Source organism: Variovorax sp. ZS18.2.2, from assembly GCF_024701975.1.
Classification (GTDB): domain Bacteria; phylum Pseudomonadota; class Gammaproteobacteria; order Burkholderiales; family Burkholderiaceae_C; genus Variovorax.
The window spans coordinates 68,298-89,885 of the sequence record NZ_JANLNM010000007.1; the positions used below are offsets into that span (position 1 = coordinate 68,298).

10 protein-coding genes are annotated in these 21,588 nt (G+C 69.1%); 5 read left to right on the top strand and 5 right to left on the bottom strand.

The genetic code is table 11. The features are described from left to right. Window positions 1–87 precede the first annotated feature (87 nt). Entirely contained in the window at window positions 88–3,369 is a 3,282-nt protein-coding gene (locus NU688_RS24200; RefSeq protein WP_257863364.1) for an Rne/Rng family ribonuclease, read from the top strand. A 58-nt stretch (window positions 3,370–3,427) separates the two neighbouring features. Here NU688_RS24200 and NU688_RS24205 read toward each other — a convergent pair whose 3' ends face one another. Continuing rightward, window positions 3,428–4,294 (bottom strand): LysR family transcriptional regulator, encoded by an 867-nt coding sequence (locus NU688_RS24205; RefSeq protein WP_257863365.1) that lies wholly within the window; start codon window positions 4,292–4,294, stop codon window positions 3,428–3,430. Window positions 4,295–4,402: 108 nt separating this feature from the next. Between NU688_RS24205 and NU688_RS24210 the strand changes: the two genes are divergently transcribed. Beyond that, on the top strand, window positions 4,403–5,950 hold the full coding sequence (locus tag NU688_RS24210; protein WP_257863366.1) for an MFS transporter: 1,548 nt from the start codon (window positions 4,403–4,405) through the stop codon (window positions 5,948–5,950). A gap of 6 nt (window positions 5,951–5,956) precedes the next feature. On the opposite strand, the gene NU688_RS24215 is transcribed toward NU688_RS24210, so the two are convergent. From NU688_RS24215 to hemC, 4 genes are read right to left on the bottom strand one after another with little or no spacing between them, the layout of a single operon-like run. Continuing rightward, window positions 5,957–7,240 (bottom strand): heme biosynthesis protein HemY, encoded by a 1,284-nt coding sequence (locus tag NU688_RS24215; RefSeq protein ID WP_257863367.1) that lies wholly within the window; start codon window positions 7,238–7,240, stop codon window positions 5,957–5,959. A gap of 7 nt (window positions 7,241–7,247) precedes the next feature. Then, window positions 7,248–8,348, bottom strand: coding sequence for a uroporphyrinogen-III C-methyltransferase (locus tag NU688_RS24220; protein WP_257863368.1), 1,101 nt, complete (start codon window positions 8,346–8,348; stop codon window positions 7,248–7,250). Then, the gene (locus NU688_RS24225) at window positions 8,345–9,127 is read right to left on the bottom strand and encodes a uroporphyrinogen-III synthase (RefSeq protein ID WP_257863369.1); all 783 of its coding nucleotides are present in this window, start codon (window positions 9,125–9,127) and stop codon (window positions 8,345–8,347) included. Before NU688_RS24225 ends, NU688_RS24220 begins: the two co-directional genes overlap by 4 nt. Before the next feature lie 16 nt (window positions 9,128–9,143). Then, a complete protein-coding gene (gene hemC / locus NU688_RS24230) occupies window positions 9,144–10,070 on the bottom strand; it encodes a hydroxymethylbilane synthase (RefSeq protein ID WP_257863370.1) in 927 nt (308 codons plus the stop codon). A gap of 83 nt (window positions 10,071–10,153) precedes the next feature. Here hemC and ppc point away from each other — a divergent pair, with 83 nt between their 5' ends. The 3 genes from ppc (at window position 10,154) to NU688_RS24245 (ending at window position 21,573) form a co-directional block, all read left to right on the top strand. Continuing rightward, entirely contained in the window at window positions 10,154–12,997 is a 2,844-nt protein-coding gene (ppc, locus tag NU688_RS24235) for a phosphoenolpyruvate carboxylase (protein ID WP_257863371.1), read from the top strand. Between the two features lie 165 nt (window positions 12,998–13,162). Next, entirely contained in the window at window positions 13,163–13,381 is a 219-nt protein-coding gene (locus tag NU688_RS24240; RefSeq protein WP_257863372.1) for a hypothetical protein, read from the top strand. Then, a complete protein-coding gene (locus tag NU688_RS24245) occupies window positions 13,378–21,573 on the top strand; it encodes a GH36-type glycosyl hydrolase domain-containing protein (protein ID WP_257863373.1) in 8,196 nt (2,731 codons plus the stop codon). The genes NU688_RS24240 and NU688_RS24245 overlap by 4 nt, the downstream gene beginning before the upstream one ends. Window positions 21,574–21,588 lie beyond the last annotated feature (15 nt).

Here is a 21,588-nt window from a genome sequence, read left to right on the forward strand (position 1 = left end):
GGCAATTCCCTGGTTTCGCGGGCGTCGTCCGTGCATCGTTGGCCCGTCATGGGCTGCAGAGAACGATACATATAAGGACAACGCATCATGAAGCGGATGCTGATCAATGCCACGCAAGCCGAAGAACGGCGCCTGGCCATCGTCGACGGGCAAAAGCTCCTCGACTACGAAATCGAGATCGAAGGGCGCGAACAGCGCAAGGGCAACATCTACAAGGCGGTCGTGACCCGCGTCGAGCCCAGCCTCGAAGCCTGTTTCGTCGACTACGGCGAAGACCGCCACGGCTTCCTGCCGTTCAAGGAAATCTCCAAGCAGTACTTCGCCGAAGGCGTGTCGGCCAGCCAGGCCCGCATCCAGGACGCGATCCGCGAAGGCCAGGAACTCACCGTCCAGGTCGAAAAAGAAGAACGCGGCAACAAGGGCGCGGCCCTCACCACCTTCATCTCGCTGGCCGGCCGCTATGTCGTGCTGATGCCCAACAACCCCCGTGGCGGTGGCGTTTCGCGCCGCATCGAGGGCGATGACCGCGCCGAGCTCAAAGAGGCGATGGACCAGCTCGAGTACCCCAAGGGCATGAGCATCATCGCGCGCACCGCCGGCATCGGCCGCTCGGCGCCCGAACTCCAGTGGGACCTGAACTACCTGCTCAAGCTGTGGACCGCCATCGACGGCGCGGGCAAGGGCGGCAAGGGCGCCTTCCTGATCTACCAGGAATCGTCGCTCGTGATCCGCGCCATCCGTGATTACTTCAATCACGACATCGGCGACATCCTGATCGACACCGACGACATCTACGACCAGGCGCAGCAGTTCATGGCGCACGTCATGCCCGAGCATGCCGCCCGCGTGAAACGCTACCGCGACGACGCGGCGTTGTTCAGCCGCTTCCAGATCGAGCACCAGATCGAATCGGCCTACGCCCGCACCGTGCAGTTGCCCTCGGGCGGCGCCATCGTGATCGACCACACCGAGGCGCTGGTCTCGGTCGACGTCAACTCGGCCCGCGCCATCAAGGGCGGCGACATCGAAGAGACCGCCACCCGCACCAACCTCGAAGCCGCCGACGAAGTGGCCCGCCAGATGCGCCTGCGCGACCTGGGCGGCCTGATCGTCATCGACTTCATCGACATGGACGAGTCGAAGAACCGCCGCGAAGTCGAAAGCCGCCTGCGCGACGCGCTGCGCCAAGACCGCGCCCGCGTGCAGTTCGGCTCGATCAGCAAGTTCGGCCTGATGGAAATGAGCCGCCAGCGCCTGAAACCGGCACTGAGCGAAGGCTCGTCGATCCCCTGCCCCCGTTGCGGCGGCTCGGGCCACATCCGCGACACCGAATCGAGCGCGCTGCAGATCCTGCGCATCATTCAAGAGGAGTGCCTCAAGGACAACACGGCTGCCGTGCACGTCCAGGTGCCGGTCGAAGTGGCGTCGTTCCTCTTGAACGAAAAGCGCCCCGAGATCGCCAAGATCGAACTCAAGCAGCGCGTCACCGTGCTGATGGTGCCCAACAAGACGCTCGAAACCCCGAACTACAAGCTCGAGCGCCTGAAGCACGACGACCCCCGTCTCGATCACATCGAAGCCAGCTACAAGATGGCCGACGAGATCGAAGACCCGACGGCCGTCACCCGCCGCTCGCAGGAGCCGACCAACAAGCAGACGCCGGTCATCAAGGGCGTGCTGCCCGACGCACCCGCGCCGGTCGTTCCGCCCAAGCCCGAAGCGGTGCGCGCGCCTGTCGTAGCACCCGCACCGGTCGCGCCGCCCGTCGTGAGCGCGCCGGTTCCGGCACAGAGCGGCTTCTTCGGTTGGATCAAGAGCCTGTTCGGCAGCACGCCGGCCGAAGCGAAGGCGCCCGCGCCGTCCGCGATTCCGGTCGAGGCACCGAAGCCCCGTCGCGATGGCCGTCCGGGCCGCGATGGCGAAGCCCGCGGCGGTGCACGTGACGGCGAACAGCGCCGTGGCGGCCGTGGTGGCGAAGGCCGCGGCGAAGCGCGCGGTGAAGGCGGCGAACGCCGTGGTGGTCGCGACGGCGAACGCCGCGGCGGCCGCGGTGGCGAGCGCCGCGAAGGTGGCCGTGGCGAAGGACGCAGCGAGAACCGCGAAGGCCGCAGCAGCGAACTGCGCAACGATGCAGCCGCAGGCCAGCCGCGTGAACAACGCGAGCCGCGCGAGCAACGTGAACCCCGCGAACCGCGTGAGGCACGCGCACCGCGCGACGGCGAACAACGCCGTGGCGGCCGTGGCGAGCGCCGCGAAGGCGAAGGCCGCAACGCACCGGCAGAGGCACTGGTCGACGGCAACGTCAACCTCGAAGCCCAGCAGGCAGCGCCCGGCGCCGACGAAGGCAACGCAGCCGAGCGCGCACCGCGCGCCCGCGGCGAGCGTCGTGAACGCGGCGAACGCGGTGGTGACCGTGGCGAACGCGGTGAACGCAGCAACGACCGCGGCGGCGAACGCAACGGCGATGCACAGCCGCGCAGCGAAGCCGTCGCCGGTGAAGACGCCCCGCAAGGCGAACGCCAGCCCCGCAACGGCCGCGACGAGCAACGCGCACCGCGCGGTGACCGTGGCGAACGCGGCGAGCGCAACGACGGCCGCCGCGAGCGCCGCAACGACGCACCGCCCGCCGCCAACGAAGGCGAAGCGCGCGTGGCCGAAGTGGCATCCGCCGAGGGCGAACAAGGCAGCGAGAACGCCGGCAACGACCAGGCACCGCGCCGCGAGGGCGAAGAGCGCCGTGGCCGTTCGCGTGACCGCTACGGCCGCGACCGCCGCGAACGTGGTCCGCGCGACGAGAACGAAGCCAGCAACGCAGCCGAGACACCGGCAGCCGAAGGCGCCGTCGCAGCTGCCATGGAAGCCACCGGCGAGTCGTACGAAGCGCCGGTCGCGCGCCAGCAGCAGCAACTGCCGCTGGCTTCAGAACCTGTCGCCGAACGCCAGGTGAGCGAAGTCGCCGCAGCCCCCGAAGTGCGCGAACCCGCACCGCAGCAGCAGCCACGCTTCGAGCGCCCTGCGCCTGCACCGGTCGCAGCGCCCATCGTGGTCGAAACTGCCAAGGCAGCGCCCGCCGGCAACGGCCGCGCACTGCCCAAGGTGCAGGCCTTCGAACTGCCGCTGAACGAACTCGCGCAGATCGCCGAGGGCTCGGGCCTGCAGTGGGTCAACTCGGATGCCGATCGCATCGCGCAAGCGCGCGCCGCCATCGCCGCCGAGCCGAAGCCGGTGCATGTGCCGCGCGAACGCCCGCCGGCGATCGTGCTCGACGAAGGTCCGCTGGTGCTGGTCGAAACCCGCCGCGACCTGGGCTCGATGTCGCTGCCGTTCGAGAAGACGGCCACCGACGCACAGGCGCCGGGCGCGCACTGAGCACGAAGCAAGCTCGAAAAGCTCGCAAATGAAGAACGGCGCCTCTGGCGCCGTTTTTTTATGCCTGCGCGCCGACCGTCAGGTCCGGCATCTCCAGGATCATCTGGCCGAAGCGGCAGGCGCACGGCGTCTTGCCGCTCTCGCTCCAGATCAGCGCGAACTCGACGCTCGGCAACGGCGGCAGGCCGTAGCGGCCATCGACGATCTTCATGCCCGGCTCGACCTCTTCACGCGTCAGCACCGTCACCGCGAGCCCCGCGAGCACGGCCGCGCGAATGCCCTGCGGGCTGGCCGAGGTGAAGACCACGTGCCAGTCGATCGCCGTGAGGTCGAGCGCCGATCCGGCCACCTGCCGGTTGACGCAGGGCTTGGGAAAGAAGGCCAGCGGCAGCGATGCGCCCTTGGGCGCCTCGAAGGTTTCGGCCGCGGCCCAGACCAGCTGCGTGCGCCGCAGGCGCGTGCCCTCCGCCACGTTGGGCGGCGACATCACCACCGCGAGATCGAGCTCGCCGGCCCGGATCGCCGCGCGCAGGTCGGTATGCATGCTCACACAGACCTCCATTCGCACCGCGGGAAACGCCCGCGCGAACTGCGACAGCAAGGGCGGCAGGCGGTCGCCCATGAAGTTGTCCGGCACGCCGAAACGCACCACGCCCGTGATCGGCGAGGGCTGGAAGCGCCGGGTCATCGCGTCGAGCGTGTCGAGGATCTGCTGCGCATAGCGCAGGAAGTCCTCGCCGTCTTCCGTCACGGTGAGGCGGCGCGTCGTGCGGTGCAGAAGCTGTCGGCCCACCTGCTCCTCGAGCTTGCGGATCTGGTGGCTGACGGCGGACTGCGTCAGGTGCAGCCGCTCCGCCGCGCGCGTGAAGCCGCCGGTTTCCTTGACGGCCACGAAGGCGCGCAGAAGCGTGGGGTCGAAGTCCATGGCTGGCTATAGATGATGGTTTGAAATGAATTCCAGCAAATTAAATCATTTCCATCATGAGGACGCATTCCACAGAATGGCCCGGACCTGATTTCCGAAAGCCTTTCGATGCCTCTCTCCCACGCCGGCAAGAACCGCATTGCCCTCGCCGCGGTCTGCCTCGTCGCCCTCATGTTCGGCCTGGAAATCTCCAGCGTGCCGGTGATCCTGCCCACACTCGAGAAAGTCCTGCACGGCGACTTCAAGGACATGCAGTGGATCATGAACGCCTACACCATCGCCTGCACCACGGTGTTGATGGCCGCCGGCACGCTGGCCGACCGCTACGGCCGCAAGCGCATCCTTGTGGTCGGCATCGTCCTGTTCGGCGTCACCTCGCTGGTCTGCGGTATCGCGCAGAGCGCGCCGGTGCTGATCGCGAGCCGCTTCCTGCAGGGCCTGAGCGGCGGCGTGATGCTGATCTGCCAGCTCGCGGTGCTGTCGCACCAGTTCCAGGAGGGACGCGAGCGCAGCAAGGCCTTCGCGATCTGGGGCGTGGTCTTCGGCATGGGCCTGGGTTTCGGGCCGATCATCGGCGGCGCCATCGCGGCGCTGGCGAGCTGGGAATGGGTTTTCCTGGTGCATGTGCCACTGAGCGTGCTCGCATTGGCGCTCGTGCTGGGCAGCATCGAGGAGTCGCGCGACCCGCATGCGAAGCGCCTCGACCTGCCGGGCATCGTCACGCTGTCGCTGGCGGTGTTCGGGCTCACTTGGTTCATCACGCAGGGGGCGGACCTCGGTTTCACGAGCCCGCTAGGGCTCGGCATCGTCGCCGCGTCGGCCGCGAGCTTCGCGGTGTTCCTGTGGGTCGAAAAGATCAATCCCCACCCGATGTTCGACTTCTCGGTCTTCCGCATCCGCAATTTCTCGGGCGCGATCCTCGGCTCCATTGGCATGAACTTCAGCTTCTGGCCGTTCATGATCTACCTGCCGATCTACTTCCAGAGCGGCCTGGGCTACGACGCGGTCACCGCCGGGTCGGCCCTGCTGGCCTACACGCTGCCCACGCTGCTGATGCCGCCGCTGGCCGAGCGCCTCTCGCTGCGCTGGCGGCCGGGCGCGGTCATTCCGCTGGGCATGTTCGTGATCGGCGTGGGCTTCTTCGCGATGCGCTACGGCAGCAGCGCAGCGCATGCGAGCTGGATGACGATGCTGCCCGGCTGCCTGCTGGCCGGCATCGGCCTCGGCCTGACCAACACGCCGGTAACGAACACCACGACCGGCTCCGTGCCCAGCAACCGCGCGGGCATGGCGTCGGGCATCGACATGAGTGCGCGGCTGATCACGCTGGCGGTCAACATCGCGCTGATGGGGTTCATCCTGCTCGAGGGCATCTTCTCGTCGCTGAGGAATGCCCTGCCCGCGTCTTTCGACGCGCAGCAGTTGCGCCCACTCGCGGAGAAGATCGCGGCCGGCAATTTCGCCGCGCTCGCGCAGGGCTTTCCGGCACTGGCGCAGCTCGATCCCTCCGGTGCGATCGTCCATGCGGCGCTGGTGCACGGCTTCGGGCTGGTGATGCTCTATGGCGCCGCCGGCATCTGGGTGCTGGCGGCGATCAGCTTCGCGATCTTCGGCAGCCGCAGGCCGTCGGTGCAGGCTTCGGGCGCTTGCCCCTGAATCAGATCAAGTACTGGGCGCTTGTGCCGCGCGCTTCCACGCAGCGGCGGCCTGCTCGGCATCCTCGCGCGCTTCGGCCAGTTCGGCCAGTGCGAGCCAGGCGCGGCGATAGAGTTCTGCGTCCTGCAACGCGAGCCCTGCCTGCGTCAGCAGTTGCTGCGCCTTGCCCCACAGCTGGCGCTTCATGCAGGCCATGCCGGCGAGGTACTGCAGGTTCGCGTCGCGCGGGTTGTTGCGCTGCGCGCTTTCGATGCGGGCCAGCCAGTCGGCGTCCACCGAGTCGAGCCCCGCTTCGAGCGCGCGCGCCAGCTTGACGCGCAGCGCATCGCCGAGGGCGCGCGGGTTCGCCACCATGCGGTCCCAGGCGGGCAGCAACCAGCCGCGCGCGAGTGCGAGGTCGCCGTGCAGCAGCACCATGCGTTGCGCGCCGTGGATCGCCACCTCGGGCATCTGGCGCTCGTTGCTGTCGAGTTCGGACCAGGCGCGCATCAGCTGCGCCGGGTCGTGCGCGCCCGACAGCAGCTCGGTCGCGAGGCCGCGCACGATGCTTTGCGCTGCCGCGTCCGAGAAGGCGCGGTGCTTGGCCAGCAGGCGGGCGGTTTCGAGGGCTTCGAGCGTGCGCCGGTCCTGGCGTGCCGCCTTCAGGCGAAGGCGCAGGGCCAGCGTGCGCCGCTGCGCGCCTTGCGGGAGTTCTTCGAGCCGGGCGAGCGCCGCGGCCGCATCGCGGTCTTCGAGCGCCCAGCGCGCGGCGCGCAGTTGCACGCCTTCGCGTGTCTCGGGGCTCGCAAGCAATGTGCGGTCGACGCTTTCGTTGAGCGCCTGTTGAAGATGCGCGTCGCGTGCCGGCTTGTCCTGCAAAGCCTGCGCGCTCTCGGCAGCCAGCAAATGCGACAGCACGCGCACCTGCTGCGCCTGGGGCAGGTTCGCATCGAGCGCGGCCAGTGTCTTTTCCTGCACCAGCGCAGACTGCGCCGCCTTGCGTGCGCGCGAGAAGCGGCCGGCAATCAGCTGCACCATCGCATCGAGCAGCGCCGCGTGCAGCGTGCGTTCCTTCTGCTGGAGGCGCCACTGGCGCGCCTGCGTCGGCAGCGAGAACAACGCGGCCAGCGCGCGCAACGCGACGTGCAACAGCACGAAGGTCCCCAGCAGGATCACGAGCACGAGGTTCAGCGACAGATCGACGCGCCACGGCGGCCAGAACACCGTGATCGTGCCCTGGTTGTTGCCCGCGAAAAGAGCGACTGCCGCAGCGACGGCGAACAGCGCGAGGAGCCAGATTGCAGCGCGCATGACCGGTTCAGCGTCCCGCGGCCGCGGTAGCGAGCGCCGCGAGCGTGTCGTCGACGCGTGCCGGCTCGGTGGTCTTCACCTGCGCCTGCAGTTGCTGCAGCAGCGTGGCGGCTGCCTGCGTGCGGCGCGATGCGGGGTCGAAGTAGCGGTTGAGCGATGCGCCCACCTGGGCCAGTTCGGTGCGCGTGGCATCGACTTGGCGCGACAGCAACGAGAGGCGTGCATTGAGCAGCTTGAGCTTGAGGTTCTCGCGCAGGAAGTAGGTCTGCTCGGGCGCCAGCAGGATCGCCTCCGGGCTCTGGATGCGGCCGACGCGCACCAGCGAACGCGCTTCACCGCGCACCGTGAGCAGCGCCCGACGCCACCACGGCGCATCGGCCGGAATCGGTTCGGGCTGCCAGGCGTTGACACCCGTGCCGCGCACCGCCACCGCGTTGATCGTGGGCAGGTCGTCCACGTTGCGCATCAGTTCGTCGAGCTTCTGCAGCGCCTCGGCGCTGTCGACGCTCGAGTTGCTGCGGAGACGGTCTGCGTCGCGCTGCATGGCACGCTGCAGCGGTGCGAGCCGCGGCTGCGCGGCGCGCGAGATGCGCAGGTCGCCGGCCTTCAGTGCGGCCAGCAGGGGTTCGACATTGCCGGTGACCTGCGCCTGCTGCAGGGCGAGGCGCACGGCCGACTCGATATCGACCACGAGGTTTTCATCGCGCGAGCGCGACAGGCTCTGCATCAGCTCTTCGAGCTGCGAGCGCTGCAGCGCGACTTCGGCCACGCGGGTTTCGATGAGGGCCACGCGGGCCGCGGCATCGCGCACTGTGTCGCTGGCCTGGCGCGCCAGCGTGCGCGCTTCCATCGACTGCGCAGTGGCCTCGGCGCTCTGGCGTGCCAGTTGCTCCTTCATGCCGCTGACCTTGTTCCACAGCGCGATGGTCATCACCAATGCGACCAGCGCCATGAGAGTGAGGAGGCCCAGGCCGATACGGGACAGCAGGGTTGCCGCGGCCGCCATGGCGGCGGGCGTCTGGTGCGGCGCCAACGTGGCGGGCACCGGCGCCGTTGCGGCAGTGGGAGAAGAAGGAGAAATGTCGTCTGACGGGGACGCGGCGCTCATGCCAACGATTCTATCGACGCGATCAACGCATCCCGCAGGGGTGTGCAGACACGCAACGCACCAAAACCCGCGGCCCGCGCGGCTTCGCCGATGCGTGCATGGGTGGCGACCGCGCTTGCGGCGTGCCAGTCGGTGCCGGGCATCGCGCACTGGAGATTGGCGATCGCCTCCGAGCTGCTGAAGAGCCAGATCGCACGGCCTTGCGCACCATCGATGGCGAGCTGATGTTGTCTGACATCGAACAACGGCGGCAATCGGCGATAGGCCACCACCGTGTCGCGATGGCCGCTCGCCGCATCGATCTCCTTGGCCAGCCAGTCGCGGCCAGTGGGCTGCCCTGCTTCATCGCCGCCGCGCACCATGAGCACGCGCACGCCGGCCGACACCTGCGCCTGCACGCGCTCCCACAGCGCTTCGGAGTCGAAGCGCGTGGCCTCGGGCGGCGGGGCGTCGATGGCTTCGGGCGGCACGCCGGCGCGCAGCAGGGCGCGCGTGGTGCCGGGCCCGGTGGCCCAGAAGCGGCGGCCGGCCATCGCCTCGTCGGATGAATCCGCGTCCCTGCTCAGGAAGAAATGCTCGACCGCCGTGGCGCTGACGAACATCAGCGCGGCGTAGTCTTCGATGCGCCGCCAGGCCGCGCGCAGCGGCTCGGCATCGTGGACCGGCTCGATGACGATCAATGGGAGCGCCACCGCATCGAGGCCGGCGGCTCGCAGGTCGTCGACCCATTGCACCGCCTCGCGTGCGGGCCGCGTGACGATGACGGGCCGCACAGTCATCTGATGACCACGGATTTCAGTGGGCGCCGGCGTCGCGCAGCAACGCGGCGGCGTGTTCACCGAGCGCGTCGGCGCGTGCGAAGTCACCGACGTCGGCCTGCGCCTGAACGCGAACGAGCGGCGCATTGCCTTCGGGATCGCCCCAGGCGGCATCGATGCGCAACGCGCCATCGGCCTGCCAGCGGGCATGCGCCGCGAGCGGCATCGAGCAACTGCCACCCATCGCGCGGCTCACTGCGCGTTCGGCGGCGGTCGAGAGCCAGTCGCCCCGGTGCGCGAGTGGCGCGAGCAACTCGATCAGGTCCTTGCGGTCGGCGCGCACCTCGATGCCCAGTGCGCCCTGCCCTGCGGCCGGCAGCATGTCGTCGGGTTCGAAGGCCACGCGGATGCGGTCTCCGAGGCCGAGGCGCTTGAGGCCCGCGGCGGCCAGGATGATCGCGTCGTACTGGCCTTCGTCGAGCTTGCGCAGGCGCGTGTCGAGGTTGCCGCGCAGCGGTTCGATGCGCACGTCGGGCCGCCTGGCCTTGAGCAGCACCACGCGGCGCAGGCTGGAGGTGCCGACCACCGCGCCATGCGGCAGTTCGTCGAGCGAGGCATAGCGGGGGGAGACCAGCGCATCGCGCGGGTCCTCGCGCTCCAGCACGCAGGCGAGGACGAAGCCTTCTGGCAGGTCCATCGGCACATCCTTGAGCGAATGCACCGCGATGTCGGCGCGACCGTCTTCGATTGCCGTTTCGAGTTCCTTGACGAAAAGGCCCTTGCCGCCGACCTTGCTCAGACTCTTGTCGAGGATCTGGTCGCCCCGGGTCGTCATGCCCAGCAGGCTGACCGTGTGGCCTCGTTCTTGCAGAAGCGCTTGCACGTGTTCGGCTTGCCAAAGGGCCAACCGGCTTTCGCGCGTTGCGATCACGATATTGCTCAAGACCGCTCCCAAAAAGTACATGTTTTCAGACGCCGGAATGCTAGCATGTTGCGCCGCAGCAACGCAGGCGGCGCGTCCATTCAAGTCCCCAGGAACAACATCGAATGAAAGCCAGCAAGACCCCTGCCCTCCCCAAGCGCCGCCAGGCCGAAGACCAGCCACTGATCGACGACATCCGGCTGTTGGGCCGGATCCTCGGCGACGTGATCCGGGAGCAGGAAGGAGACGAAACCTATGCGTTGGTGGAAAAGATCCGCACCCTGTCCGTGGCCTTTCGCCGCGACGCCGACCATGCGGCCGACCGCGCGCTCAAGAACCTGCTCAAGGGCCTGAGCGCCGCCGAAACGGTGCGCGTGATCCGCGCCTTCACCTATTTCAGCCACCTGGCCAATCTCGCGGAAGACCGCCACCAGATCCGCCGCCGCACCGAGGCCGATCGCGAAGGCGTGCTGGCCGACGGCGACCTGCAGACCGCCCTCGCCCGCATCCGCAAGGCCGGCGTGAAGCCCGACGAGATCGTCGCCTCGCTCGCCCACAGCTATGTGTCGCCCGTGCTCACCGCGCACCCGACTGAAGTGCAGCGCAAGAGCATCCTCGACGCCGAGCGCGCGATTGCCTTGCTGCTCACCGCGCGCGACGAGATCAGGCTGCGCCAGAACGCCTACGCCGGCGGCAAGGACGCGCTCTCGCCCATCGAACTCGCCGACAACGAAACGCAGATGCGCACCCGCGTCACCCAGATCTGGCAGACGCGCCTCCTGCGCTTTTCCAAGCTCACGGTGGCCGACGAAATCGAGAACGCGCTGAGCTACTACGAAGCCACGTTCCTGCGCGAGATTCCGCGTGTCTACGCCGATCTCGAGAATGCGCTGGCGCACGGCGGCGCCACGCCGTCGGTCGCGACCTTCCTGCGCATGGGCCAGTGGATCGGCGGCGATCGCGACGGCAATCCCAACGTCACCGCCGAAACGCTCGAGTACGCGCTGCGCCGCCAGTGCGAACTGGCGCTGCGCCACTACCTCACCGAAGTGCACTACCTGGGCGGCGAACTCTCGCTCTCGGCCACACTGGTGGATGTGTCGGTCGAGATGCAGGGCCTGGCCGAACGCTCGCCCGATACCAACGAACACCGCAAGGACGAGCCCTATCGCCGTGCGCTCACCGGCGTGTACGCGCGCCTTGCAGCCACGCTGCGCGAACTCACCGGCGGTGAGGCCGCGCGCCATGCTGTCGCGCCGCAGAACCCGTACACCAAGGCCGAAGAATTCCTTGCCGACCTGCGCACCGTGGAAGAGTCGCTCGACGAAAAGCACGGCAGCGTGCTCGCGGCACAGCGGCTGCGTCCGCTGATCCGCGCGGTGGAGGTGTTCGGCTTCCATCTCGCCACGGTCGACCTGCGCCAAAGCTCCGACAAGCACGAGGCGGTGATCGCCGAGCTGCTCGCCACCGCGCGCATCGAGCCGTCTTACGCGTCGCTCGCCGAAGAGGCCAAACAGACGCTGCTGCTCAAGCTGCTCGATGACGCGCGTCCGCTGCGCGTGCCCGATGCCGACTATTCGCCGCTCGCGAAAAGCGAACTGGCCATCTTCGCCGCCGCCCGCACCGCGCGGGCGCGCTACGGCGCCGCGGCCATCCGCCACTACATCATCAGCCACACCGAAACGGTGAGCGACCTGCTCGAAGCGCTGCTGCTGCAAAAGGAAGTGGGGCTCCTGCGTGGCGCGATGGCGACCAACGCGGTGTGCGACCTGATCGTCGTGCCGCTGTTCGAGACCATCGAAGACCTGCGCAACGCCGCGCCGATCGTGCGCGCCTTCTATGCGCTGCCGAACATCCAGGCACTGATCGAGCGCTCGGGCGCCGAGCAGGACGTGATGCTCGGCTACAGCGACAGCAACAAGGACGGCGGCATCTTCACCAGCAACTGGGAGCTGTACCGCGCAGGCATCGCGCTTGTGTCGCTCTTCGACGAGCTCAACAAGAAGAAGGCCAACCCCATTCGCCTGCGCATGTTCCATGGCCGTGGCGGCACGGTCGGACGCGGCGGCGGTCCGAGCTACCAGGCGATCCTCGCGCAGCCGCCGGGCACGGTGCGCGGCCAGATCCGTCTCACGGAGCAAGGCGAAGTCATCGGCTCCAAGTACGCCAACCGCGAGATCGGCCGGCGCAACCTGGAGACGCTGGTGGCCGCCACGCTGGAGGCCACGCTGCTGCCGCAGGGCAAGTCGGCGCCCGCCACTTTTCTCTCGGCCGCGGGTGAACTCTCGAGCGCGAGCATGGCCGCGTACCGCAAGCTGGTGTACGAGACCCCCGGCTTCGGCGACTACTTCTTCGGCTCCACGCCGATCCGCGAGATCGCCGAACTCAACATCGGATCGCGCCCCGCATCGCGCAACCCGAGCCACAAGATCGACGACCTGCGCGCGGTGCCGTGGAGCTTCAGCTGGGGCCAGTGCCGGCTCACGATTCCGGGCTGGTTCGGCTTCGGTTCGGGCGTGGAGCAGTTCCTCGCCGCGGCCGGCAACGCCGCGGGCAAGAAGGAACGCGTGGCACTGCTGCAGCGCATGTACGCGCAGTGGCCGTTCTTTCGCACGCTGCTGTCGAACATGGACATGGTGCTCGCCAAGAGCGACCTCGCGCTGGCCTCGCGCTACGCCGAACTGGTGACCGACCGCAAGCTGCGCCAGAAGGTGTTCTCGATGATCGATGCCGAATGGCATCGCACCTCGGACGCGCTCACGCTCATCACGGGCGCCAAGCAGCGGCTCGAGGGCAATGCGGAGATGCAGCGCTCGGTGCGGCATCGCTTCCCGTACATCGATCCGCTGCATCACCTGCAGGTGGAATTGATGCGGCGCTATCGCGCAGGTGATGGCGGCGAGCGGCTGCAGCGCGGGATTCACATTTCGATCAACGGGGTGGCGGCGGGTCTGCGCAACACGGGCTGATTAGGCTTCGGCCACCAAAGACAGAGGGCGCCTTGTGCGCCCTCTCCTACGTGAATAGGCGCCAATGAGGAACCCGTAAGGTCAATTAAACAGGTACGGTCGGATACGTTCACAGTTCTCGCAATCGCGCGGCAGCTCGAAGTCGTTTCACAGGAGCCCGTTGCAATGTCCGTCCCGCAGTCCCTTACCCATTCGCAAGTCGATTTCGTCAACGACGATTTCGAAGCCCTGGCTTCCCACATGCGCCACTGCGCGCGCGCCCACGGCCGATGGTTCTCGGTGCGAAGCCACATGCAACGTGTGCGCGCACTCGCTGCGGGCCGCATCGTCACGATGGCCTGCATGGCCGCGGTTCTAGTCATCGGTCTCTTTGCGATCGCTTGAGCGCCGCAGCCGTCGTCGACCGCCTCCAGGGGCTCAGTCACTACGCCCGGACCCTGCTTCTGGGTCCGCATGACCCGGTAGCCCTTCCGATCCGCGCCGAACTCTTCGGCGCCCAACGTTTCGAGCAGCATGGCCACAGCCTCGCGCGCGCGCAGGTGGTGGAAGAAGACCGCCGCCGCGCCGGCGAAGGCGCGCCGTTCTTTCCGCGCGTTGACGAAAACCTCGAGTCGCTGCGCGCCGCCTTCGACTACATCGCGCGGATCTCGCAGAGCGGGCGCTATGTGTCGCCGGCGGCCGAATGGCTGCTCGACAACTTCCACCTCGTCGAGGCGCAGCTCCAGCAGATTCACGACGGCGTGCCGCGCAGCTATTACGCGCGCCTGCCCAAGCTGGCGACGCCCCCGCTCGCGGGCCTGCCGCGCGTGTACGGCATTGCGTGGGCCTATGTGGCGCACACCGACAGCGTGCTCAACAAGACGCTGTTCACCGCCTTCCTCAACGCCTACCAGGACATCGACGAACTCACGCTCGGCGAACTCTGGGCGCTGCCCACCACCTTGCGCGTGGTGCTGCTCGAAAACCTGCGCCGCGTGGCCGAGAGCATTGCCGAGAACAAGGTCGCGCGCGAAATCGCGCATGCCGCCTGGGATGCCGCGCCGCATCTCTCGGCGCAGGACCTCGACGTGCTCTACCGCGCGCTGCAGAGCCACGGCCTGCAGGACAACTACCTCACGCAGCTCTGGCAGCGACTGCCGGTCGAGCACGGCGAGAACATGCCCGCGCTCGTGCGCTGGACCGAGCAGCACTGCCCCAACGGCCCGGCGCTGATCAACGACGCGCAGAACGCGCAAGCGGCCGCCAACCTCACGGTGGGCAACATCATCACCACGCTGCGCATGATCGGCCAGGTCGAGTGGAGCGACCTGATCGAGCCGGTCAGCCGGTCGCTGCGTGTGCTGCGCGAACTGCCCAGCTTTGCGAGCGAAAGCGAACGCACGCGCCAGCAGATCACGCATGCGATGGAGCGGGTGGCGCGCGACACCGAACAGCCCGAGCGCGAAGTGGCCGAGGCCGTGGTGCGCATGGCCGCGAGCGCGCCGGCCGACGATGCCGCGGCGGAAACCGACCGTGCCGACGGCACCGCGGGCTATTACCTCTTCGGACAAGGCCGCCCGGCGCTGATCGCCGCACTGGCGTCCGACGGGCAGGCGGGCCGCAACGGCCGCGCGGTTCATGGCCGGTCGCCGGGGAGCCATCGCAGCTGGCGCCTGCCCGTGTACCTGTCGGCCGTCGCCGTGGGCACCGCATTGCTGCTGTTCGCCGTGGCGCGCGGCCTCGCGCACCGCGGTGACTGGACCACCGTGGTCGCACTGGTGCTGCTCGCATGGCCGCTCTCCGAGGCGCTGATCGCGCTGGCGCAGCGGATCATGGCGGAGTCGGTGCGCGTGCAGGCCCTGCCGCGCCTGGACTTCGCGACCGGCATTCCCGAGCGGCACCGCGCGCTCGTCGTCATTCCCACCTTGCTGACCTCGACTGCGAGCAACGCACAGCTTGCGCACCGCCTCGAACTGCACTGGCTCGCCAACCGAGAGCAGCATGCGCAGTTCGCGTTGCTGACCGACTGGGCCGACGCCCCGCTGGCCTCGCTGCCCGAAGACGCACCGCTGCTAGCCGACGCCATCGAGCGCATCGCCGCGCTCAACGCGAAGTACCCCGCAGCCGACGGCGCCGCGCCGCGCTTCCTCGTGCTGCATCGCCCGCGCACCTGGAGCGACACCGAAGAGCGCTGGATGGGCTGGGAGCGCAAGCGCGGCAAGCTAGAGATGCTGATGCGCCTGCTGGCGAGCGGCGATGCCAGCGGCTTCCTGCCGCTCGCGCCGGGCCAGCAACTCGCCCCCGGCCGCACGCCTTATGTGCTGACCCTCGACAGCGACACGGGCCTGCCGCCCGGCGCCTTGCGCGACCTGGTCTCGATCGCAGCGCATCCGCTCAACGCACCCGAGGTGGATGCGCAAAGCCGCCGCGTCGTCGCGGGCTTCGGCATCCTGCAGCCGCGCATCGTCACGCCGTTTCCGATGCGCAACGAGCGCTCGCTCTTCCACTGGATGTTCGCCGGCCAGTGCGGGCTCGACCCGTACGGCAGTGGCGCCTCCGACATCTATCAGGACGTGTTCGGCAGCGGCTCCTTCACCGGCAAGGGCCTCCTGAACGTGCGCGCGGTCCACGCCACGCTGAACCAGCGCATCCCCGACAGCGCGGTGCTGAGCCACGACCTGCTCGAAGGCACGGTCGCGCGCTGCGCGATGGTGAGCGACGTCGTGCTGATCGAAGACCATCCGCACCACGCCGGCGTGGCCGCCTCGCGCGTGCACCGCTGGGTGCGCGGCGACTGGCAGCTGCTGCCGCTGATGTGGCGCGCGCGGCGCTTCGGCATCGATGCGCTCGGCCTCTGGAAGATGGGCGACAACCTGCGCCGCTCGCAGGTGGTGCCCGCCTCTTTCGCGCTGCTGGTGCTCGTGATCTTTACGCAGGCCATGCCGCTCGGCTGGGCGTTGGCAGCCGTCGGCTCGGCGCTCACGCTCGGGCCGCTGCTCGGCGCGCTGGCCGGGCTGGTGCCGACGCGGCGCGCCATCGAGTTGCGCCACTTCTTCGATGTGGGCGCGGTCGAATTGCTGCGCGCGATGTCCGGGGCGGCCTGGCAGTTCGTGCAGCTGGCAGCGCAGACGCGGCTGCTGCTCGACGCGGCGTTTCTCGCGACGTGGCGGCTGGTCGTGAGTCGCAAGCACCTGCTGCAATGGACCACCGCCGCGCAGGCGCAGGCGCAGTCCAGCCAGCAGTTGCTGCCGTTCCTGCGCGGGGGCGCTTTCAGCAGCGTGGTCTGCCTCGCGCTCGCCATCGCGGCGCACTGGAGCGCGTACCCGGTGATCGGCCCGCTGCTGTTCGTCGTCTGGGCGCTCGCGCCTGTCGCCGCGTGGTGGAGCAGCCGCGTCGATGCCGAGGTGCCCGATCTGCTGAATGCCGAACAGCGCAGCTACCTCGAAAAGCTGGCGCACGACACCTGGCGGTTCTTCGAGCATGTGGTCGGCCCCGACGACAACCACCTGCCGCCCGACAACCTGCAGCTGGAGCCGCAGCCCACCATCGCCCATCGCACCTCGCCGACCAACATCGGCATGTACCTGCTGGCGGCGTGTTGCGCGCGCGAGTTCCGCTGGATCGACACCGCCGCGCTGCTCGCCCGCATCGGCGCCACGCTCGACACCGTCGACCGCATGCAGAAGCACCAGGGCCACCTGTTCAACTGGTACGACACGCAGACGCTCAAGCCGCTGCCGCCGGACTACGTCTCCAGCGTGGACAGCGGCAACTTCGCGGGCCACCTCGTGGCGGTGGCGCAGGCTTGCCGCGCCTTTTCAGAGGAGGGCTGCGAGAGCCACGAAGCACCCGCGCTCGAAGCGCTCGCGCAACGCTGCGACGCGCTGCACGCCGGCATGGATTTCAGCGGCCTCTACGACGCCAAGCGGCACCTGTTCCACATCGGCCTGCGCGTCGAGGAGAACGTGCTCGACGCGAGCTACTACGACCTGCTGGCCTCCGAATCGCGTCTCCTGAGCTTTCTGGCGATTGCCAAGGGCGATGTGCCACGCCGCCACTGGATGGCGCTGGGCCGGCCGTTCCTGCTCGTGGGCTTCGCGCCCAGCCTCAAGTCGTGGTCGGGCTCGATGTTCGAGTACCTGATGCCGGCGCTCGTGATGTCCGAGCCAGAAGACGGCCTGCTGCAGGTCGCCAACAGCGCGGCCATCGCCGAGCAACAAGCCTTCGGCCGCGCGCAGAACCTGCCGTGGGGCGTTTCGGAATCGGCCTACTTCGCGCAGGACCACTCGCTCGCCTATCAGTACTCACCCTTCGGCGTGCCGCGCCTCGCGCTGCGCCGCACACCGCCCACCGACCGCGTGTTGGCGCCCTACGCGAGCGTGATGGCTGCGCTGCTGGCCCCCGCAGCAGCGGTGACCAATCTCGAACGGCTCGAATCGCTCGGCGCGCGCGGCGAGTTCGGCTTTCACGACGCGGTGGACTTCACCACCTCGCGCCAGGCCGAGGGGCAGGAGTTCACCGTGGTGCGCAACTTCATGGCGCACCACCAGGGCATGTCGCTGGTGGCGCTGTGCAACGTGCTGTGCGCCGACGGGCCGCGCCGCTGGTTCGGCAGCGCCGCGCTGGTGCAGGCGCACGAATCGCTGCTGCACGAGCGCACGCCGCGGCAGATCATCGGCAGCGCCGATCCGCGCACGCCGCCCGAGCCCAGCCAGACCGAACTCGCGCCGCTGTTCCAGCCGCGCCTGGTCGATCCGATGGCGGCCGGCTTCCAGCCCACGCACCTGCTCTCGAACGGCCGCTACACGGTGGCGCTGCGCGCCAACGGCGCGGGCGTGAGCCGCTGGCGCTCGTTCAACGTGACGCGCTGGCGCGACGACCCGCTGCGCGACAGCCACGGCACCTTCTTCTACATCCGCGACGAGGGACAGCGCGAACTCACCTCGCTCACCGCCCTGCCCGCGCCCGGCGCCGATTGGCTCTACCGCACCCGCTTCCTCGCCGACCAGGTGCAGTTCGACGCGGCCGGCCCCGGCCTGCAGGTGCGCACCACGGTGCTGATCAGCCCCGAGGACGATACGGAGCTGCGCAACATCACGCTGCACAACTCGGGCGACGAGACGCGCACGCTCGAGCTCATTTCGTACTTCGAACCGGTGCTCTCGAACCCCAAGGCCGACGAGGCGCATCCGGCCTTCGCCAACCTGTTCGTCGAGTCGCGCTGGGAACCCGCATGGCGTGCGCTCCTGATGTCGCGCAAGCCCCGGCTGCACGGCGACCCGGTGGTGGCTGCCGCGCACTTCGTCGCCTCGGTCGATGCGCATGTGCTTTCCATCGACTGCATGACCGACCGGCGCGCCTTCATCGGCCGCAACCGCTCGCTCGCGAGCCCCGCGCTCGATGCCCAGCCGCTGCACATCAACGGCACGCCGGTGAATGGCCTGGACCCCATCGCGTGCCTGCGCGTGCGCCTGTCGATCGCACCCGGCGCCACCGCGCGACTGAGCTTCGCGACCGCCGCCGACGAGAGCATCGAGGCACTGATGCCCAGCATCGACCGCTACCTGCAGCCGATGCACGTGGAGCGCGCCACGCGCATGGCCGCCACGCTGGCGCAGGTGCGGCTGCGCGACCTGAGCATCGCGCCCGCGCAGAACCTCGCGCTGCAGGACCTCACGACCATCCTCACCTACACCACGCCGCGCGTGATGAAGGACCGTGGGCTCATCGACCTGCGGCAGATCTGGCGCTTCGGCATCTCGGGCGACAAGCCCATCGTGCTGGTCTACATCCATTCGATGAACGGCATGGGGCTCATCAACACGCTGCTGCGCGCGCAGCCGTGGTGGGGCTTCGGCGGCGTGGCCTGCGACCTGGTGGTGCTCAACAGCGAGCCCAATTCGTACCTGATGCCGCTGCAGCGCGAGATCGAGACCCTGCGCACCCGCGTGCAGCAGCAGACCCAGAACAGCTTTCCGCGCAACGACACGGCCGGCTTCTACCTGCTGCGCGACCACGAGGTGGCGCCGTCGGAGAAGGCTGCGCTCTCCAGCCTGGCGCGCGTGGTGTTCACGGCCGACGGGCGCGCGCTCGAAGTGCAGGTGGCCGTGTTGCACGAAGCGCGCAGCCCGACGATTGCCGACGACAGCAGCGCGCCGGTGCCGCAGCGCACGCCGCTCCTGATGCGCTCGGCCGCGGCCCAATCTGCGCAACCCGCGACGACGCCGATGACGGCGCCCGCCGGCCGCTTCGACGCGGAGAGCGGCGAGTTCCGCTTCGACGTCGACATGGACAACCGCACGCCGCGCCCCTGGGTCAACGTGATTGCCAACGCGAACTTCGGCTTCCAGGTGTCCGAGTGGGGCTCGGGCTTCACCTGGGCCGGCAACAGCCGCATGCACCAGGTCACGCCGTGGTCGAACGACCCGGTGCAGGACCCCGCCTTCGAGCACTACCTGCTGCAGGACCTGGCCACGCGCGAGCTGCTGCCGCTCACGCCGGCCGGCCAGGGCGCGAGCGGCTCCGAAGCCGTGCGCCACCGCGTGCGGCATGGCCAGGGCTACACAGTCTTCGAATGCCGGCTGCGCAACCTGACGCTCAAGACCACCTTCTTCGCGGACCGCGACGACGCCGTCAAGCTGGTGCATGTGCGCGTGCACAACGAGGGCGCGGGCCAGCGGCGGCTGCGCGCGCTCGGCATGGTCGAGTGGCAGATGGGCGCGGCGCGCGGCGAAAGGCGCACCGTGCATTGCTGGAAGCCGGAAGACCAGCCGGCGGTGTTCGGTCAGCAGCGCGAATCGGGCGCGGGCTTCGGCGGGAGCACGGCCTTCCTGCTGCTTGCCGGATTGCCCGGGGCGACGCAATGGACCTGCGACCGCAACGAGTTCTTCGCAGGCCACGGCATCGTCGAGGTACCCGAGACACTCGCGCGACGCGCGGGCAGCGGGCTCGATGCCTGCGCGGCCATCGGCGGCGAGTTCGTCGTCGGCGCGGGCGAGACCGCCACCTTCACCTTCGTGCTGGGCCATGCCGACACCGCCGAGGCCGCGCTCGACCTGGCGCACCGCTGGCGGCAGCGCGACGTGCCTGAAGCATTGGCGCAGGTGCGCGGCTTCTGGGACGAACTGCTCGGCCGCCTCACGGTGCGCACGCCCGATCCGCTGTTCGATGCGATGGTCAACCGCTGGCTCATCTACCAGACGCTCGCCTGCCGGCTCTGGTCGAAGGCCGGCTTCTACCAGGCGGGCGGCGCCTTCGGTTTCCGCGACCAGCTGCAGGATGCGATGGCCTTCGCGCTCACCGATCCGGCGCGGCTGCGCGAGCAGATCCTCGTCAACGCCGCGCGCCAGTTCCCCGAGGGCGACGTGCAGCACTGGTGGCACATGCCCGGCGGTGCCGGCGTGCGCACGCATTTCTCGGACGACCTGCTGTGGCTGCCGTTCGCGACGGCGCATTACGTCGAAGTGACCGGCGATGCCTCGCTGCTCGACCAGGTGGTCGGCTTCATCGAAGGGCCGGCGATTCCCGATGGCGCCGAAGACGCCTACTACGCGCCGCAGAACAACGGCCGCACGGCCACCGTGTTCGACCACGGCGCTCGTGCCATCGACCGCAGCCTGAAGACCGGCGTGCACGGCCTGCCGCTGATGGGCACGGGCGACTGGAACGACGGCATGAACCGCGTGGGCAACGAAGGCCGCGGCGAATCGGTGTGGCTCGCGTGGTTCCTGTGCAGCGTGGTCGAGCACTACGCACCGATCGCGGAAGCACGCGGCGAACACGAGCGCGCGGCACGCTGGACCGAAGCGCGCCGCGGCTGGATCGCCGCGCTGCACGATGCGGGCTGGGACGGCGCATGGTTCCGCCGCGCCTTCTTCGACAACGGCGCGCCGCTGGGCTCGTCGACCAACGACGAATGCCGCATCGACCTGATCGCGCAGGCGTGGTCGGTGCTCTCGGGCGCCTCGGACGCGGCGCACACCGGCCCGGCGATGGCCGCCGTGAAGAAGCATCTGCACGACGAGCCCGCGGGCCTCCTGCGCCTGTTGACACCGCCCTTCGCGCACTCGACCAACAACCCCGGCTACATCCAGGCCTACCCGCCGGGCGTGCGCGAAAACGGCGGGCAGTACTCGCACGGTGCGGTGTGGGCGCTGATGGCGCAGGCGCTGCAGGGCGACCATGAAGCGGCATGGCAGAGCTTCGAGGGGCTGAGCCCGGCGCACCGTGCGGCGCACGCGGAACGCGGGCCGGCCTACGAACTGGAGCCCTACGTGATGGCGGGCGACATCTACGGCGCCGCGCCGTACGTGGGCCGGGGCGGCTGGAGCTGGTACACCGGATCGGCCGCGTGGCTGCACCGCGCGTCCGTCGAGACGCTGTTGGGGTTGAGCGTGAAGGGCAGGCAGCTCTCGCTGACGCCGCACGTGCCCGCGCACTGGCCGGGCTTCGAGATCGCCCTGCGGCTCGGTGGGCGCAGCCTCACGCTGCAGTGGGGCACGCCCGAGGTCGCGGCGACGCCGACGCACCATGTGGCGGTGGGCGAGTGGATCGACTGGCAGGCGCTGCCGGCGGATGCGGTGCTGCGGGTGGGTTAAGGTCCGCGGGCCTCT